Source organism: Kribbella sp. NPDC051137 (assembly GCF_040682535.1).
Classification (GTDB): domain Bacteria; phylum Actinomycetota; class Actinomycetes; order Propionibacteriales; family Kribbellaceae; genus Kribbella; species Kribbella karoonensis.
On record NZ_JBFBBI010000002.1, the window covers coordinates 212,572 to 229,804 of the forward strand.

Annotated in this window: 16 protein-coding genes; 8 read left to right on the forward strand and 8 right to left on the reverse strand. The window is 69.9% G+C overall.

Translation table 11 applies throughout. The features are described 5' to 3' along the window. Positions 1 to 4: 4 nt before the first annotated feature. Positions 5 to 1,291, reverse strand: coding sequence for a UDP-N-acetylglucosamine 1-carboxyvinyltransferase (gene murA / locus AB0M51_RS08380; RefSeq protein WP_344188435.1), 1,287 nt, complete (start codon positions 1,289 to 1,291; stop codon positions 5 to 7). A gap of 49 nt (positions 1,292 to 1,340) precedes the next feature. Between murA and AB0M51_RS08385 the strand changes: the two genes are divergently transcribed. Then, on the forward strand, positions 1,341 to 1,922 hold the full coding sequence (locus AB0M51_RS08385; protein WP_344188434.1) for a cob(I)yrinic acid a,c-diamide adenosyltransferase: 582 nt from the start codon (positions 1,341 to 1,343) through the stop codon (positions 1,920 to 1,922). Here AB0M51_RS08385 and AB0M51_RS08390 read toward each other — a convergent pair. Further along, complete coding sequence (locus AB0M51_RS08390; protein ID WP_363748647.1) at positions 1,919 to 3,163, reverse strand: MFS transporter; 1,245 nt, start codon at positions 3,161 to 3,163, stop codon at positions 1,919 to 1,921. The genes AB0M51_RS08385 and AB0M51_RS08390 overlap by 4 nt on opposite strands. A gap of 56 nt (positions 3,164 to 3,219) precedes the next feature. On the opposite strand from AB0M51_RS08390, the gene AB0M51_RS08395 reads away from it, so the two are divergent. Beyond that, on the forward strand, positions 3,220 to 4,188 hold the full coding sequence (locus AB0M51_RS08395) for a DUF5937 family protein (RefSeq protein ID WP_344188431.1): 969 nt from the start codon (positions 3,220 to 3,222) through the stop codon (positions 4,186 to 4,188). Between the two features lie 150 nt (positions 4,189 to 4,338). Here AB0M51_RS08395 and sppA read toward each other — a convergent pair whose 3' ends face one another. Together sppA and AB0M51_RS08405 are read right to left on the reverse strand one after the other, a co-directional pair. Then, the gene (gene sppA / locus AB0M51_RS08400) at positions 4,339 to 5,991 is read right to left on the reverse strand and encodes a signal peptide peptidase SppA (protein ID WP_344188430.1); all 1,653 of its coding nucleotides are present in this window, start codon (positions 5,989 to 5,991) and stop codon (positions 4,339 to 4,341) included. A gap of 48 nt (positions 5,992 to 6,039) precedes the next feature. Beyond that, complete coding sequence (locus AB0M51_RS08405) at positions 6,040 to 6,366, reverse strand: hypothetical protein (RefSeq protein WP_344188429.1); 327 nt, start codon at positions 6,364 to 6,366, stop codon at positions 6,040 to 6,042. Between the two features lie 133 nt (positions 6,367 to 6,499). Here AB0M51_RS08405 and AB0M51_RS08410 point away from each other — a divergent pair, with 133 nt between their 5' ends. Genes AB0M51_RS08410 through AB0M51_RS08435 form a run of 6 tightly spaced genes read left to right on the forward strand, consistent with a single transcriptional unit; the run spans position 6,500 to position 12,768 of the window. Then, complete coding sequence (locus AB0M51_RS08410) at positions 6,500 to 6,808, forward strand: STAS domain-containing protein (protein WP_344188428.1); 309 nt, start codon at positions 6,500 to 6,502, stop codon at positions 6,806 to 6,808. A gap of 18 nt (positions 6,809 to 6,826) precedes the next feature. Next, the gene (locus AB0M51_RS08415) at positions 6,827 to 8,851 is read left to right on the forward strand and encodes a protein meaA (RefSeq protein ID WP_344188427.1); all 2,025 of its coding nucleotides are present in this window, start codon (positions 6,827 to 6,829) and stop codon (positions 8,849 to 8,851) included. A gap of 11 nt (positions 8,852 to 8,862) precedes the next feature. Next, complete coding sequence (locus tag AB0M51_RS08420) at positions 8,863 to 10,158, forward strand: glycoside hydrolase family 32 protein (protein ID WP_344188426.1); 1,296 nt, start codon at positions 8,863 to 8,865, stop codon at positions 10,156 to 10,158. 21 nt (positions 10,159 to 10,179) lie between these two features. Continuing rightward, the gene (locus AB0M51_RS08425) at positions 10,180 to 11,001 is read left to right on the forward strand and encodes an aldo/keto reductase (protein WP_344188424.1); all 822 of its coding nucleotides are present in this window, start codon (positions 10,180 to 10,182) and stop codon (positions 10,999 to 11,001) included. Positions 11,002 to 11,005: 4 nt separating this feature from the next. Continuing rightward, positions 11,006 to 11,968 carry a Dyp-type peroxidase gene (locus tag AB0M51_RS08430; protein ID WP_344188423.1) on the forward strand — a complete coding sequence of 321 codons (963 nt, stop codon included), beginning with the start codon at positions 11,006 to 11,008 and terminating at the stop codon, positions 11,966 to 11,968. Further along, positions 11,965 to 12,768 (forward strand): family 1 encapsulin nanocompartment shell protein, encoded by an 804-nt coding sequence (locus AB0M51_RS08435; protein WP_344188422.1) that lies wholly within the window; start codon positions 11,965 to 11,967, stop codon positions 12,766 to 12,768. The genes AB0M51_RS08430 and AB0M51_RS08435 overlap by 4 nt, the downstream gene beginning before the upstream one ends. Here the strand turns inward: AB0M51_RS08435 and AB0M51_RS08440 are convergent. The 4 genes from AB0M51_RS08440 to AB0M51_RS08455 all read right to left on the reverse strand — a co-directional run bounded on the left by AB0M51_RS08440 (position 12,765) and on the right by AB0M51_RS08455 (position 17,210). Continuing rightward, positions 12,765 to 14,333 (reverse strand): Na+/H+ antiporter, encoded by a 1,569-nt coding sequence (locus AB0M51_RS08440; protein WP_344188421.1) that lies wholly within the window; start codon positions 14,331 to 14,333, stop codon positions 12,765 to 12,767. The genes AB0M51_RS08435 and AB0M51_RS08440 overlap by 4 nt on opposite strands. Before the next feature lie 89 nt (positions 14,334 to 14,422). Further along, positions 14,423 to 14,767: a DUF488 family protein gene (locus tag AB0M51_RS08445; protein WP_344188420.1), complete on the reverse strand. Its 345-nt coding sequence runs from the start codon at positions 14,765 to 14,767 to the stop codon at positions 14,423 to 14,425. Positions 14,768 to 14,772: 5 nt separating this feature from the next. Then, positions 14,773 to 16,026 (reverse strand): MFS transporter, encoded by a 1,254-nt coding sequence (locus AB0M51_RS08450; RefSeq protein ID WP_344188419.1) that lies wholly within the window; start codon positions 16,024 to 16,026, stop codon positions 14,773 to 14,775. Beyond that, a complete protein-coding gene (locus AB0M51_RS08455; protein WP_344188418.1) occupies positions 16,023 to 17,210 on the reverse strand; it encodes an amidohydrolase in 1,188 nt (395 codons plus the stop codon). Before AB0M51_RS08455 ends, AB0M51_RS08450 begins: the two co-directional genes overlap by 4 nt. Positions 17,211 to 17,233: the final 23 nt, after the last annotated feature.

A 17,233-nucleotide genomic window follows, 5' to 3' on the forward strand; every position in this document is an offset into this window, starting at 1 on the left:
GGGTTCAGCCCCAGTACATCTCCGCATCGTCAGGTTCGACGACGACGTCGGCGCCGAGGCGGCGGAGGTTGCCGGCGAAGTCGGTGTAGCCGCGATGCACGTGGTGGGCGGCCGAGACCAGTGTCTCGCCCTCGGCGGCCAGCCCGGCCAGCACCAGCGCGGCGCCGGCCCGGATGTCGGAGGCGACCACCGGCGCACCGGACAGCCGCGGCACGCCGCGGACCACCGCGTGGTGCCCGTCGGTCTGGATCTGCGCGCCCAGCCGGGTGAGCTCCTGCGCGAACGTGAACCGGCCCTCGAACAGGTTCTCGGTCACCATCGCGGCACCGTCACTCAGGGCGTTCAGCGCGATCACGAACGCCTGCAGGTCGGTCGCGAACCCGGGATACGGCAGCGTGACCACGTCCACCGGCTTCGGACGGTCGTGCATCCGGACCCGGAAGCCCGGGTTCAGCACGGTGATCTCGGCGCCCGCCCTGTGCAGCTTGTCGAGCGGCAGTTCGAGGTGCTCCGCATGGCCGTTGGTCACGGTCACGTCGCCCTTGGTGATCGCGGCCGCGAACGCCCAGCTGCCGGACACGATCCGGTCCGGGACCACCACGTGGTCGACCGGGTTCAGCAGGCCGTCGACGCCGGTGATCTCGATCCGCGGTGAGCCGGCGCCGTCGATCTGCGCGCCCATCTCGACCAGCATCGCGGCGATGTCCTGGATCTCCGGCTCGCGGGCGGCGTTCTCGATGATCGTGGTGCCCTTCGCGAGCACCGCCGCCATCATGATCGTCTCGGTCGCCCCGACGCTCGGGAAGTCCAGCCACACCTCGGCGCCGTGCAGCCCCTGCGGCGCCTCGGCGATCACGAACCCGTGCTCGATGTGCACCTTCGCGCCCATCGACTCCAGCCCGGCGACGTGCATGTTCAGCCCGCGGGAGCCGATGTTGTCGCCGCCCGGCAGCGCCACCTCCGCCTGCCCGCAGCGGCCCAGCAGCGGTCCGAGCACCGAGATCGAGGCCCGCAGCTTGCGGACCAGCTCGTAGTCGCACTGGTGCCCGACGGTGCCCGGCACCGCGATCGTCGCGATCCCGGCGTCCGCGTCCACCTTCACCGAGCAGCCGAGCGTGTCCAGCAGCTGGGCCATGAACGTGACGTCCAGGATGCCCGGCACCTGCCGCAGCGTCGTCGTACCTTCGGCGAGCAACGCCGCCGCCATCAGCTTGAGCACACTGTTCTTCGCTCCGGCCACCTCGACAGCGCCGTCGAGCCGTGCCTCACCCGCGATCCGAAACCGTTCCACCGGTCGACTGTAGCGTTTGAGAGTCCAGGGGTTTGCGTAGAGTCCTGGCATGGCTGTGAACTTGACGCGGATCTACACCCGTACCGGTGACGCCGGCGAGACCCGCCTCGGCGACAACTCCACGACCTCGAAGACCGATCCGCGGCTGGCGGCGTACGGCGAGGTCGACGAGGCGAACTCGGCGATCGGGGTGGCGATCGCCGCCGGTCACCTGAACAGCGCGATCGTGGTGCTGCTGACCCGGATCCAGAACGACCTGTTCGACGTCGGCGCGGACCTGTGCAACCCGATCACGCCGGATCCGGAGTACCCGCCGTTGCGGATCACCCAGGAGTACGTCGACCGCCTCGAAGGGTGGTGCGACGAGTACAACAATCGTTTGACCAAGCTCCGCTCGTTCATCCTGCCCGGCGGCACCGAGGGCGCGGCGTACCTGAACGTCGCCCGTACGGTCGTACGTCGTGCCGAGCGGGCCGGCTGGGTCGCTGTTGAGGCGCACGGGCCGTCGGTCAACCTGCTCGCGATCACCTACCTGAACCGCCTGTCCGACCTGCTCTTCATCCTCGGCCGCGTCGCCAACCTCTCCTCCGGCGGCGACGTCCTCTGGGTGCCCGGCGGCGAACGCGACTAACTTGCGGTGACCGCCTCGGACGACTGTCCGCGGCGGGCGGCGGCGCGGTTCACGACCGCCGCGCTCGCTACGCCGGCGGCGGTGAACAGGGCACCGAGCAGGATCCAGCCCGGCGTCCCGTGGTCGACGGCGGTCGTCGTGACCACCGCCGGGCCGAGCATCAGCGACAGCGCGACGCCGGTCTGGCTGAGTCCCTGGTACGCACCGGCCCGCGCGGGATCGGCCAGCTCGAACGCCATCCCCCAGCTCCCGGCCTCGCCCCGCGTCTCGGCGGCCGAGGAAGCGAGCGCGGCGAGCAACAGTACGGCGGTAGCCGCGGCGGCGCCGAGATGTCCGGCAAGGGCGAGCAGTAGGCAGGCCAGGAACAGCAGCAGGCCGGCTCGGTGTACGGAACGTCCGGCGGTGCGAAGGTCCTGGGTACCTCGGGACGCGCGGACCTGGAAGAGCGCGACGTATCCGGTGTTGACGACGAGGAGCGCCGACACGACGACGGTCGGCGCGTTCGTGTGGTCGGCGACCCACAGCGGGATCCCTACCGTCGTCAGCGCGAAATGGATCGCCAGTAGGGCGTTGAGGATCGTCGTGACGACGTACGTCCGATCCCGGAGCGGCGATGGTCCGCGACGTGCCTCGGTGCCGGCGGAAGCGTCCATCCGGCCAGCCAGTTCCGGCACTCGCCGGCGCAGACCCACGAGCGGGACGGTGGCGAGCAGCGTGATGGTGCCGACGAGTACGACGGTCAGCCGGTACGCCGTTGCCGTGTCGGCGACCAGGGCCAGTCCCGCGAGCAGGGTGCCGACGCCGATGCCGACGTTCATCACCACGCGCAGCCGGGCGCGGACTGTGACCCGTTCGGGACCGACGTACCACCGGGCGAGCAACGTCATCTGGGCGGTGCTTTGCAGGCCGCGGGAGGCCGAGACGCAGGCGGCAACCAGGACGAAGCTGACCATGTCGCGAGCCAAGGCATAGCCCAGCAGTGCGAGACCGTTCGCCGCGAGAGCCCACTGTTGCAGCCGGTCGGCGCCGTACCGGTCGCTCAGGCGGCCGCCGGCGTACGACGCCAGCACGCCGACCGCACCTGCCGCCGTCAGGCCGATGCCGACGGCGGCGGGGGACAGGCCGACTCCGCGGGTGAAGTACAGCGCGCTGACCGCGAAGAACATCCCCCGGGACAGCGAGAGCGCGGCGATGGCGGCGGCGAGCGCACGTTCGACGGGATCACGAAGCAGTTCGGGCACCTGGCAGTTGTCGCATCCGGCGTGCGGGCGGCACTACTGATGTAGCGTATTGCTTCATGATCGAGTACGAGCTTGCCGAGAACGACCTCGGCGAGGTTCGCTTCGCGATCTCGCCGCTGAACGAGCTGGTGCTGTCGCTGCGGACCCTGCGGGATCCGGGCCGGTTCCCGCTGCAGCTGCCGTGGCTACGAGCCACCGAGGCCGCCCGGGCCGAGCTTCCGCTGGACCTGCTGCGAGCCCTGACGAACGAGGCCTTGTGGTCCCCGGACTTCCTCACTCCGCGCCCGTACACCCCGCTCGGCAGGATCGACGCCGAGTTCGCGGCGCTCACCGGCACTCCTGCCGCCGTCGTCCGCGCCGACTTGGTAGCCGTGCACCCGGCCGAGCTGCCGCCCGTACTGCGTGGCCGGCCGGAGAAAGTGCTCGACCGGGTGCTGGCGGCGTTGCGCGCTTACTGGGAAGCCTGCTTCGCGCCGTACTGGCCGCGGATGCGGAGCGTCCTCGAGGCCGATGTGGTGCACCGCGGCCGGGTGATGGCGCAGGCCGGGCTCGCGGCGATGTTCGCCGACCTCGACCCGCACGTCCGCCTCGACGGTGCGGTTGTCTCGGTGCGGCTGCGTGCCAACCTGGCCTACCGCACCTCGACCGCCGGACGCGGGCTGACGCTCGCCCCGTCGCTGTTCAGCCGGCGCGCGACGGCGCCGATCTCGGCAGCGGAGCCGCCGCAGATCATGTACCCGGCGCGTGGGCTGGCGACGCTCTGGGAGACCGAGACCAGCCCGTCGGCGGATGCCCTCGCCGGGCTCATCGGCCGGGGGCGTGCGGGGTTGATGGGACTGCTCGAGACGCCCGCGTCGTCGACCGATCTCGCGCGGCGTCTGGGGGTCACACCGACCGCGGTCAACCAGCACCTACGGGCACTCCGCGCGGCCGGTCTGCTCGCGTCCGCCCGGCACGGACGCTCGGTCCTCTACCACCGCTCGGACCTCGGCGACAGCCTCGTCCGTGGCTCAGGGCGTGTCTGACAATTCCCCGCCTACTGCGGGGCACTCGGCACGGCATCTCGCCGCGCGGGGGCAAAGGCCACGATGCTCCGCATCGAGACCTTCGCCCCCGCGCGCCGAGCTACCGCACCGAGCACCTCCTCGCTACGGCGCGGAATTGTCAGACACGCCCTAGCCGATCTCCCAGTTGAACGGCATCCGCAGTACGCCCGCCGGCGGGAGGCCCAGCGCGCTGTAGAGGCCGGTGGTCAGACCATCGAGTGTCAGCGGTGCTGCCGTGACAGCCAGATCATCGGTCGTCGTGGGCGCCTTCAGCTGACTCAGCAGGTTGCGGTGCGGTACGGCGGTCACGGCGATCTCGTCGCGGTCCAGACCGGCCCGGTTGCACGCCAGCGTCAGGGCGTGCTGGAAACCGCCCAGTTCGTCGACGAGCTTGTGGCTGTGGGCGTCCGCACCGGTCCAGACCCGACCGCGGGCCAGCGACTCCAGCCGCTCCTCCGGGAGCCCCCGGTCCTGGGCAGCCTTTCCGACGAAGTCCTTGTAGATGCGGTCGAGTGTTTCCTCCAGCCGCGCCCACTGTTCATCGGTGAACTCTTCCTGCGCCGAGTACATCTGGGCGTTCGCGCCTTCGGACACGGCCTGCTGTGAGATCCCGATACGGCCTAGGGCGTCCCGTACGACGCCCTTGCCGGTCAGTACGCCGATAGACCCGGTGATGGTGCCCGGCTGCGCCACGATGACGTCAGCCGGCATCGCCACGAAGTACCCGCCGGATGCGGCGACACTGCCCATCGACGCGATCACAGGGCGTCCGGTGGAGCGCAGCCTCAGTACCTCGTTGCGGATGGCGTCAGAGGCGACGTACGAGCCGCCTGGGCTGTCGACGCGCAGCACTACTGCCTTCACGTGTTCGTTGGCCGCAACGGCGCGCAGTGCGGCGCCTATGGTGTCTGAGCCGGAACCAGGGCCGCCCATGGGGCTGTTGGAGTTGCGGCCGACGGAGATGCCTCCCGTTACGCGTACTACCGCCACCAATGGCTTCTGCGGCCAGGGGAGGGTCTTGCGTACTTCGTCCAGCGTCCGCGGGCCACGGCGGATGTACCTCTCCGCCAGCAGCCTGTCGTCGTACTGCAGTTGCTTCTCGAGCTCGTCGTACACGTCCGACCGGTAGCCGAGTCGATCGACCAGCCCGGCGTCCAGGCCGGCCTGTCCATGCAGGGGCGCGCTGTCGACGAGCTCCCGCACCCGTGTCGTGTCCAGCCTGCGCCGTACGGCGATGCCCTCGACGATCTGCTCGTACGCCGACTCAGCCAGCCGCGACGCCATCTCCCGGGCCGGGCCGGTCATCTCGCGCTCGGTGAACGTGTCCGCGGCCGTCTTGTACTCGCGCCGCTTGCCGAACTGGGGGATCACACCCGCCTTGTCCAGGGCGCTGCGGATGAAGACCGCCCGCACCGAGACACCGGTGATCGCCAGGTCGCCGGACGGCTGCAGCCAGATCTCGTCGAACGCCGTGGCCAGGTAGTACGGGACGGTGCCCTGGCCGGACTCGCCGAACGACTCGGTCCACGCGACGGCCGGCTTCCCCGACGTACGGAAGTCGGCCACCGCCTCGCGCAGCTCCTGCACCTGCGCGAGCGACAGCCGGTGGCCGCCGAGGTGCGCGATCACCCCGACGACCCCGTCGTCGCGGGCACCCTTCCGCAACGCCGCAACCAACTCACGCAGCGTCGGCAGATGCCGCATCCGAAACGCGGTCACCGGCGAAGCAGGCGGCGTCTCGAGCACACCGCGGGTCAGGTCCAGCTCAAGCAAAGTCCCCATACCCCCGACCCTAGCCGGACCGGCGCGTGCCGTCCGGTTATCGGATGATCAGGAGGCGTCGAGGAGGCCGCGGGCGGCGGGTTCGTCGTGGGGCCAGACGTAGACGGTCCAGCCGTCGGTGGTGCGGGCCGCGGTCGCCTTGATGCCGAAGGTCTTCAGGCGGGCGACCAGGATCCGGGCCTCGTTGTACGACGGGACCGTGCGGATGGCGGTGAGCAGGCCGAACGTGTCCGGGTCCGCGGGCGTCTGGTCGACCCGCCGGACCAGCGACCCGCCTTTCGCCTTCGAGAACGCCCAGCGGCACAGCAGCACCATCACGCCGGCCAGGGCGACGGCCACCACCGGGAACAGGAAGTAATCCTCGGCGAACACCATCACATTGTCTCGCGAATCAAAAGATCGTGAGGGGTTGGCAACCTTCTGTGTCTTCGGGGAGTCTTTACGAACACAAGCGCTGTCACGCGGCCGATGGAACTCGGGGGCCGCCGGAAGAGCGGAGGGCACGCACATGCTCGAGCCTGACAACGTGGTGCATCTGACCGGAATCCTGGACGTCCGATCCGTAGGTGACGTCCGTCAAACCCTCAACCATCTGATCGACACCTCCACCGGCGACGTGATCGTCGACCTCGAGGAGGTCGATGCGGTCGACGCGACCGGCCTCGGCCTGCTGGTCGCCACCCACCGCCGTACCCAGATCCTCGGCCGCCAACTGGTCCTCTGGCACCCGATGCCGTCGGTGATCAGAATCCTCGCCGTCACCCGCCTGCACCGGGTCCTGAACGTGGAACGCACTCCTTTACCGATGAGCGCCTGACTGTGATGTAGCCCCCTCGTGACGCCAGTCACGAGGGGGCGACTCACAAGGGAACACAGTCCTACTCTCGGGTACATGGATCGACCCTGGGTGATGCGGACGTACGCGGGCCACTCCTCCGCGGCCGAGTCCAACGCGCTGTTCCGGCGGAACCTCGCGAAGGGGCAGACCGGGCTGTCGGTGGCCTTCGACCTGCCGACGCAGACCGGGTACGACGCGGACCACGCGCTGGCGAAGGGCGAGGTCGGGAAGGTCGGCGTACCGGTCGCGCACCTCGGTGACGTCCGGGCGTTGTTCGACCAGATCCCGCTGGCGCAGATGAACACGTCGATGACGATCAACGCGACCGCGATGTGGCTGCTCGCGCTGTACCAGGTCGCCGCACAGGAACAGGGTGCGCTGCCGGACGAGCTGACCGGTACGACGCAGAACGACATCGTCAAGGAGTACCTGTCCCGCGGCACGTACGCCTTCCCGCCGGACGCCTCGCTGCGGCTGACCACCGACGTGATCGCCTACACGGTCGCGAACATGCCGAAGTGGAACCCGATCAACATCTGCAGCTACCACCTGCAGGAGGCCGGCGCCACGCCCGTCCAGGAGCTGGCGTTCGCGCTGTCGACCGCGATCGCCGTGCTGGACCGGGTCCGCGACGGCGGGCAGGTGCCACCGGAGCGGTTCGGGGACGTCGTACAGCGGATCTCGTTCTTCGTGAACGCGGGTGTGCGGTTCGTCGAGGAGACGTGCAAGATGCGCGCGTTCGTCCGGCTGTGGGACGAGCTGACGCTGAACCGGTACGGCGTCACCGACCCGAAGGCCCGGCGGCTGCGGTACGGCGTACAGGTGAACTCGCTCGGCCTGACCGAGGCGCAGCCGGAGAACAACGTGCAGCGGATCGTCCTCGAGATGCTCGGCGTGACGCTGTCCAAGAACGCCCGCGCCCGGGCCGTGCAGTTGCCGGCCTGGAACGAGGCGCTCGGGCTGCCGCGCCCGTGGGACCAGCAGTGGTCGTTGCGGATGCAGCAAGTACTGGCGTACGAGTCCGACCTGCTCGAGTACGACGACATCTTCGACGGCTCGCACGTGATCGAGGCGAAGGTCGACGAGCTGGTCGCCGGTGCGCAGGAGGAGATCGACCGGGTGCAGGCGATGGGTGGCGCGGTCGCCGCGGTCGAGAGCGGCTACCTGAAGCAGGCGCTGGTCGCGTCGCACGCCGAACGCCGGCAGCGGATCGAGTCCGGTGAGCAGGTCGTCGTCGGCGTGAACAAGTTCGAGAACACCGAGCCGTCGCCGCTGACCGCCGACCTGGACACCGCGATCCAGACCGTCGATCCGGCCGCCGAGTCCGCGGCGCTGGAGTCGCTGCGGACATGGCGCGCCGACCGCGACACGTCAGCCGTCGAGGCCGCGCTGACCAAGCTGCGTGCGGCGGCGAAGTCGACGGACAACCTGATGCCGGTCACGCTCGAGTGCGCGCGCGCCGGCGTGACGACCGGCGAGTGGGCCGGCGTCCTGCGGGAGATGTACGGCGAGTACCGCGCGCCGACCGGGGTCTCCGGGTCGGTCGGGGTGTCCGGGGGCGGTGCGGAGATCGCCGCGGTCCGGGAGAAGGTCGCGGCGACGTCGGCCGACCTCGGCGGCCGGCTGCGCCTCCTGGTCGGCAAGCCCGGCCTCGACGGGCACTCGAACGGCGCCGAGCAGGTCGCGGTCCGCGCCCGGGACGTCGGGTTCGAGGTGATCTACCAGGGCATCCGCCTGACGCCGGAGCAGATCGTCGCCGCCGCGGTCGCCGAGGACGTGCACTGCGTCGGCCTGTCGATCCTGTCCGGCTCGCACATGGAACTCGTACCGCAGGTCGTCGAGGGTCTCCACGAGGCCGGTCTCGAGGACGTCCCGGTCGTCGTGGGCGGGATCGTGCCCGAGGCCGACGCCGCCGCGCTCCGCAAGGCCGGCGTCGCCGCGATCTACACACCGAAGGACTACGACCTGACCGGGATGATGGCCGACGTGGTCGACGTGATCAGGCAGGCCAACAAGCTCTAGCATTGACGGCTGTGACCGACCAGCCGTTGTACGGCGAGACGTGGCGACCGCGGCAGCACTTCACCGCACGGCAGTTCGGACCGGAAATCCTGGAGCCCGGGAAACGCCAGGAAGGCTGGCTCAACGACCTCAACGGGCTCGTGTACTACGAGGGTGAGTACCACCTGTTCGCCCAACGGTGGAACAGGTGCTGGATCCACGCGGTCAGCGACGACCTCGTGCACTGGACCGAGCTACCGCCCGCGTTCTGGGAGGAAGCGCTCAACACCGGGGTGCAGTCCGGCTCGGTGGTGATCGACTACGGGAACACCTCCGGCCTGTCGCCGGACCCGGACAGACCGGCAATGGTCGCGTTCTGGTCGCGCAACGACAACCTGAGCCAGTGCCTGTCGTTCAGCCTCGACAAGGGCCGCACCTGGCAGCACTACGAGGGCAACCCGATCATGAGGATGCCCGAGCGCGACCCGAAGGTGTTCCGGTACGACGACCACTGGGTGATGCTGCTGTACGGCGACCAGCAGTACCACCTGCTCACGTCGCCTGACCTGCTGCACTGGACCCGCACGGGCAACGTCGTACCGGACAGCTTCGAGTGCCCGGACTTCTTCGAGCTCCCGCTCGACGACGGAGACCCGAAGTGGGTGCTGGTGCGCGGTGACGGGAAGTACTCCGTCGGCACGTTCGACGGTACGGCGTACACCGAGGAGTCCGGGCAGTTGCTGTCGGACGCCGGACCGAACTTCTACGCCACCCAGACCTGGAACAACACCGAGACCGGCGACGGCCGCCGGATCCAGGCCGCGTGGATGCGGGACGGCCGCTATCCCGGGATGCCGTTCAACCAGCAGGTCACGATCCCGTGCGAGCTGACCCTGCGCACGGTCGACGGGAAGCCGCGCCTGTTCCGGACCCCGGTCCGCGAGCTGACCACGTTGTACGCCGGCAGCACGCACTGGTCCGGCATCGTGAAGCCGGGCGCCGACCGGGTTCTTGCCGACGGGCCGGTCGAGGCTGACCTGCACCTCGACGTCGAGATCCCGTCCGGGGCGACCCTGACCGTGGACGTCTCCGGTACGACGACGGAGCTGACCGGCACCACCGTGGCGTCCCAGGAGGTCTCGGGCAGGCTGCGGACCGTCCGCGTGCTGATCGACCGGACCTCCGTCGAGGTGTTCGCGAACGACGGTGAGGTGTCGATCTCGCGCTGCTACCTGCCGGCCGGCAGCGGGCTGGTACTGACCGCGACCGCGCCGGTCCAGGTCGCGGCGACCCTGCACAGTCTCGCGTCGATGTGGCCGGATCGCTGATCCGGCTGGTAGAAGGAGTACATGACCTTGACCAGCACACGCAGGCTGTCCAACGGAACCGAGCTCCCGGTGTTCGGGCTCGGGGTCTGGCAGGTGAACGACGGGCTCGAGTGCGAGCGTGCCGTGCGGTGGGCGCTGGAGGCCGGCTACCGGCTGATCGACACCGCGCAGGCGTACCGCAACGAGGCCAGCGTCGGGAAGGCGATCCGGGAGAGCGGCGTACCGCGCGAGGAGATCTTCCTGACCACCAAGTTCTACCCGGGCGGGAAGGACGCGCGGGTCGAGGCGGAGAAGAGCCTGGAGCGGCTCGGCACCGACTACCTCGACCTGTACCTGATCCACTGGCCACAGGGCGGGCCGACGTGGGCGTGGCCGGCGATGGAGGCCGCGGTCGACGCCGGCCTCACCAAGGGCATCGGCATCTCGAACTTCAGCGCCGCCGAGCTGGCCGAGCTGGGCAAGGTGGCCCGCATCCAGCCGGTCGCGAACCAGGTCCAGTTCAGCCCGTTCGAGTACCGCGCGGGGCTCGTCGACGCGTGTGAGGCGGCGAACGTCGTCGTCCAGGCGTACAGCCCGCTCGGCACCGGCCGGCACCTGGACGACCCGGTCGTCGCCCGGCTCGCCGCGGCCACCGGTCACACTCCGGCGCAGGTGCTGATCCGGTGGGCGATCCAGAAGGGCCTGTCGGTGATCCCGAAGTCCATCCACCAGGACCGGATCGTCGAGAACGCGGGCATCTTCGACTTCGAGCTCGACGACGAGGCGATGGCCGCCCTGGACGGCCTTGACACCACCGGCCGTACCTCCGACGCGCTGTCGCACAGCGGCAAGTGGTGGTCCTGAACCAATGATTCAGGACGTACTGCGGGAGCCCGCGAAGGCGGCGATCTTCCTGGTCGCCGACGTACGTCCCGGATCCGAGGCGGCCGTGCGGGACCTGCTGGCGGATGTCGCCGGCCTCACCCGTGCGGTCGGTTTCCGCGCCCCCGGTGACCAGCTGAGCTGCGTCGTCGGCATCGGCGCGTCGCTGTGGCCCCGGCTCTACCGGACCCGGGCACCGCGGGACCTGCACCCTTTTCGCGGGTTGTCCGGCGCGCGGCACACGGCTCCGGCGACGCACGGCGACCTGCTCTTCCACCTCCGCGGCCGGCGCCTGGACCTGTGCTTCGAGCTGGAGCGCCAGCTGATGCGGCGACTCGCGGGGCATGTACGGGTGCTGGACGAGGTCCAGGGGTTCAAGTACTTCGACGAGCGTGACCTGCTCGGCTTCGTCGACGGTACCGAGAACCCGGCCGGTGACAAGGCCGCAGCGGCGCTCGCCATCGGCGACGCGGATCCGGCGTACGCCGGGGGCAGCTACGTGGTCGTCCAGAAGTACCTGCACGACCTCGACGCCTGGCAGGCGTTGCCGGTCGCCGAGCAGGAGCGGGTGGTCGGCCGCTCGAAGCTCAGCGACATCGAGCTGACCGACCAGCCCGTGAACTCGCACGTCGCGGTGACCACGATCGTCGACCGGGACGGCACCGAACGCCAGATCGTCCGGGAGAACATGGCGTTCGGGTCGCCGGGCTCGGGCGAGTTCGGCACGTACTTCATCGGGTACGCCGGGACGCCGGCGGTGATCGAGCGGATGCTGCACCGGATGTTCGTCGGTGAACCGCCCGGGAACCACGACCGGATCCTGGACTTCTCGACCGCGGTCACCGGCAGCCTGTTCTTCGTCCCGACCGCGGACTTCCTCGACAATCCCACGTCCGCCGGCACCGACGGTTCGCTGGGCATCGGCAGCCTGAAAAGGAGTTCCAGATGACGAACAACCTGCACCGCGAGCTGGCCCCGGTCTCGGACGCCGCCTGGGGTGAGATCGAGGAGGAGGCCCGCCGGACCTTCACCCGGGACATCGCCGGGCGCCGCGTGGTCGACCTGGTCGGCCCCGCCGGTCCCGGGCTGTCCTCGGTCGGCACCGGCCACACCGAACTGGTCGAAGCGCCCGGTTCCGGGGTTCAAGCACTCCGTAGACTGTCGCAGCCGATCATCGAGTTGCGCGTCCCGTTCACCGTGACCCGCCAGGCCGTGGACGACGTGGAACGCGGCGCCAAGGACTCGGACTGGCAGCCGGTCAAGGACGCCGCGAAGCAGATCGCGTACGCCGAGGACCACCTGGTCTTCCACGGCTCCGACGCCGCCGGGATCGTCGGACTCGCCCCGAGCACCTCGAACGACGTACTGGCGCTGCCCGGTGAGGCGAAGGATCTCCCGGACACCGTGGCGCAGGCGTTGCGTGCGCTGCGGTTGGCCGGTGTGGCCGGCCCGTACAGCCTGCTGCTGTCCGCCGACGCCTATACGGCTGTCGCAGAGACGACCGACCACGGTTACCCGATCCGGGATCACCTGTCCCGGCTGATCGGGGACGGCGAGATCATCTGGGCTCCCGCGCTCGAGGGCGCGCTGCTGGTCTCCACGCGAGGCGGCGACTACGAGTTGCACCTCGGGCAGGACCTGTCCATCGGCTACCTGTCCCACGACACCGACAGCGTCCAGCTCTACCTGCAGGAGTCCCTGACGTTCCTGGCCCTCACGGCAGAGTCAAGCGTCGTACTGCGTCCCTAGAGATCCAGCAGGGTCCGTTCCTCGTGGTCCAGTTCGCGGCGGAGCTTGCGCAGGCTGGCGTCCGGTAGCCGGCCTGCGTCACGCCACCGGACAAGCTCGGCGCGCTGGGCGTTGACGATCGCCCGACGCGCCTCGACCGCGGCACGGTAGTCCTGCGGCCAAGTGATGTCGCCGTCGCCCGACTGGAGCAGTGCAGCGCTGCGGGCCTCGTACCGGTCGGCCCGGGCGGCCAGGTTGGCTCGCAGTACGGCGGCCAGCTCGGTGCCGATGCGCTTCGCTTCCAGGAGCCGGTCCACCGTGTCCAGGCCTGCCTCGACACTGGCCAGGCGGGCCTCGTTGTTCAGCTGCTCCACCTCCGTGGCGTTGACGCCTAGCTTCAGCCACCGGAGCAGTGGGGCAAACGTCAGGCCTTGGCCCACCAGCGTCACCAGGACGACGACGTACCCACAGAAGACCAGCAGGTCACGCTGCGGGAATGCATGCAGGGGTACGGCGACGAGCGCGGCCAGGGTGATGACACCGCGGCTCCCCGCCCAGCTCATGGCGACGACCTCACGCGAGTGCAGTGGTTCGGACGGCGTGATGCCGAGTCGTGCGTGCAGACCGACCGGTACGAGCTGCGTGAGCACCAGCCACAACGGTCGGACCAGTAATACCGCTCCGACCGTTACTGCAGCGGCTGCTATGACCTGATTGTTGAGCATGCCTGGCAGCTGCTGGCCGATCAGCAGGAAGATGAACCCCTCCAGCAGGAACTCGACCAGCTCCCACACCGCCACCGTCTGTAGCCGGGACGCGCCCGTCTCGTCGCGGCCGGCGTCGTACCCGATCATCAGGCCCGCGATCACAACTGCCAGGACGCCGGAGGAGTGGATCTCCTCGGCGAGCAGGTACGCGACGAACGGCGCGGCAAGCGACACCGCGTTGGCGATCAACGGGTCGCGCAACCACGGCCGCGCTCTCCGGATCGTCCACGCGACCAGCCCGCCGACCGCGAGCCCGCCGGCGATCGCCAGCACGAACCGTCCGGACGCGGCTGCCCACGAGAACCCGGTGCCGACCGCGGCCGCCAGCGCCAGTTGATACGTAGTGAGCGCCGTCGCGTCGTTCAGCAGACCCTCGCCCTCGATCAGCACGATCAACCGCGGCGGCAACCCCGCCCGACGGCCGATCGACAGTGCCGCGACCGGGTCCGGCGGCGCGACCGCCGCACCGAGGACCAGCCCGACCGCCAGCGGCATGCCTGGTACGACGAGGCTGACGAGCGCGCCGACCACGAACGCCGTCAGGAGGACGAGCAGCACCGAGAGGCTGACGATCGGGCGCAGGTTCGCCCGGATCGCCGGGAGACTCGACCGCCGCGCCGTACTGTAGAGCAGCGGAGGCAGCACCAGCAGCAGCACCACGTGCGGGTCCAGCGTGAGTTTCGGCCCGGGCAGTACGGCGTACACCAGGCCGATCAGCGTCAGCAGGATCGACGGCGGTACGCGGAACCGGGAGCCGGCGCCGCGGGCGAGCACCACGACCGCGGCCATCGCGAGTACGAACCACACCTGTTCGGCCACGGGACCTCCCGGGGACGCGCCGACGTTACCGGCAACCTATCCCTGCGGTCCCGCCCTCACGTCCCGGTTTGTCCGTGCGCACAGCGAAGTTAGTCGAGTAACCCGGCCAGCACGGCGGCTTGGCTGATCTCCACTTCCTTGGTGGCCGTCAGCAGCGTCAGAGTGCCCTTTGAGAGCTCCTTCAGTTGGGCATACGCCGCAGCTCGCTCCGGGGCCTTCAGTTCGGCCTCGTACCGCCGTGCGAACTCGTCGTACCGCTCGGGATCGTGCCCGTACCACTCGCGCAGTTCGTTGGACGGCGCTACGTCCTTGCACCACTCGTCCAGCTTGGCGCGTGCCTTGCTGACGCCACGGGGCCACAGGCGGTCCACCAGCACCCGTACGCCGTCGCTTGCCTCGGCCTCGTCGTAGATCCGCCGTACCTGCACCGTCATACCTGTCACGGTAGTTGCTTGCCGCTGTAGCGGAGGAGGGACGGGGTCCAGAGAGCGAGGCCGGCCAGGGCGGTGACCAGGAGCACGGCACTGACGAACGTGGTGACGTTGACGCCGTAGTGCTCGGCGAACGCGCCCAGCGCCAGCGAGGCGACGGGCATGATGCCGATGGCCAGCTCCTGGACGCCGAGAGCGCGCCCGTGCAGTGGCTCGGGTGTGGTCATCAGGAGCAGCGTCGTCTGCAGTACGCCGAAGGCCGCGCTCATCACCCCGATCGCGGTCATCAGTACGAACGACACCATCACGTTGTGCGAGAGCGCGAACAGCGCCCACAGCGCGCCCCACAGCGCCGTACCGACCACGAACAGGCCGCCCTTGAACCGGAAGTCGCCCAGCCAGGCGATCACCAGCGACCCGGCCAGGCCGCCGACGCCGGCGCAGGTGAGCAGCCAGCCGAGGCCGGCCGCGTCCAGCCCGAGGGACTCCTGCGCGAACACCGGCATGAACGACTGCGCCACCGGCCAGAGCATCGTGTTCGCGGCCAATGTGACCAGCAGGACCGTCGACGCCAGCCGGTTCCGGGCGATCTCGCGGAGCCCGCTGGTGACCATCCGGACCGCGGACTCGGTGTGTCCGCCGACCACCTGGCCGAACGCGCGCAACGGCAACAACGCGACCAGCGAGACGCCGTACCAGAACGTCGATACCCAGAGCGCGGCCGGCGCACCCAGGCCGGTGATCATCAGCCCGCCGACCGCGGGGCCGATCACCTGGGTCATGTTCAGCGCCATCGAGTTGAGCGCGTTCGCGTTGCTGATGTTGTTGCGGCCGACGAGGTCCATCACCAGCGACGCGCGGGCCGGCTGCGACGGCGACTGGGCCAGCCCGATCGCCAGGCCGCCGACGACGAGCACCCAGTACGGCGCCTTGCCGAGGGACGCGAGCGTGGCCACGGTGCTGACCGCGACCAGCGCCCACGACGCCGCGATGATCAGCAGCCGGACCCGGTTTTGCCGGTCCGCGAACGCTCCCGCGAACGGCCCGAGCAGCAGCGGCGCGAGCCGTACGGCGGTGAACACCGCGACCAGGAAGTCCGAGTGCGTGGTCTCGTACGCAAGCCACCCCAGCACGAGCGTCTGCGTCCACACCCCGCCGAAGAAGAACAGGTTCGAGAACCACAGCAACCGGAACGCCCGGTTGTCCCGCAACGTGCCCAGCGTCCGCCCGACGACCGTCCCGGCACTTGGCGCGGTACTCACACCTGCAGAAGGCCGTCGCGTACGACGACCTGTCCGCCGGCGATCACCGTCTCCCGCCGCGGAGCCCGCACCAGCACGTCCGGCGCGTTCTCCGCGTCCAGCAGCACGATGTCCGCGCGGGCACCGACGGTCAGACCGTGGTTGTCGCGGTGCACGAACGGCGCGCCGTACGTCGTCGCGAGCTGCACCGCGTACGTCAGGTCCTCGTCCGTCCGCAGCCCGTGCAGCCGTGCGAACCCGCGGGCGATCTGCAGCAGGTCACCGTCGCCGTACGGCGACCACAGGTCGCGGATGCCGTCCGTACCGAGGCCGATCGGCACGCCCGCGGCGCGCATCTCGCGGAACGGCAGCGGTGCCGAGGTCGGCGGCGCGACCGTGGTCCAGGAAATCCCGGCCTGGCCGAGCAGCTCGACCAGCTCCGCGCGCCGCGCCGGGGCCAGTTCGCCGAGCGCGAACCCGTGCGACACGTTCACCTTGCCCTGTAGGCCGGCCTGGATCGTGCGTTCGGCGATCAGCTCGTACTGGAATGCGCCGAGGTCGCCGCGGTCGTGCAGGTGCACGTCGATGCCGACACCGCGCCGGACCGCGATCTCGAACAGCGCGTCCAGCTGGCCGACCGGGTCGCGGTCGATCGTCGCCGGATCCAGACCGCCGATGCTGGTGGCGCCTTCAGCCGCGGCCCGGTCGAGGAGTTCGAGCACGCCGGGTCGCCGCAGTACCCCGTCCTGCGGGAACGCGACCAGCTCGACCTCGACCGCACCGTTCAAGTCGGCCGCTGCCTCGACCACGTTGGCGATCCCGCGCAGCCCGACGCCGAGGTCGACGTCGACATGCGTCCGGGTGGCCGTCGTACCGTGCCGGAGGAACTCACGGAGTACGGCCGTCGCTCCTTTGACGCTGGGGATGCCGTACTTGTCCCGCTCGGCGCGCTCGTGGGCGATCCGGCCCTGGGTGGTGGGCTGCCCGCCGTACGAGACCCAGGGGAGGCCCCACCAGCTCTTGTCGACATGCGCGTGCGCGTTCACGAATCCGGGTAGCGCGAGCAGCCCGCGGCCCTCGACGCGCTCGTCGGCCGTGCCGCCGCTCCCGGCGGGGGAGAGCTCCGAGATGACGCCGTCGACAACCGTGACGTCGACCGCAGCACCGCCCCACGGGCGCACATCGGCGAGCAGCAAAGAGGTCATGCCGCGAATGGTATACCAAAATG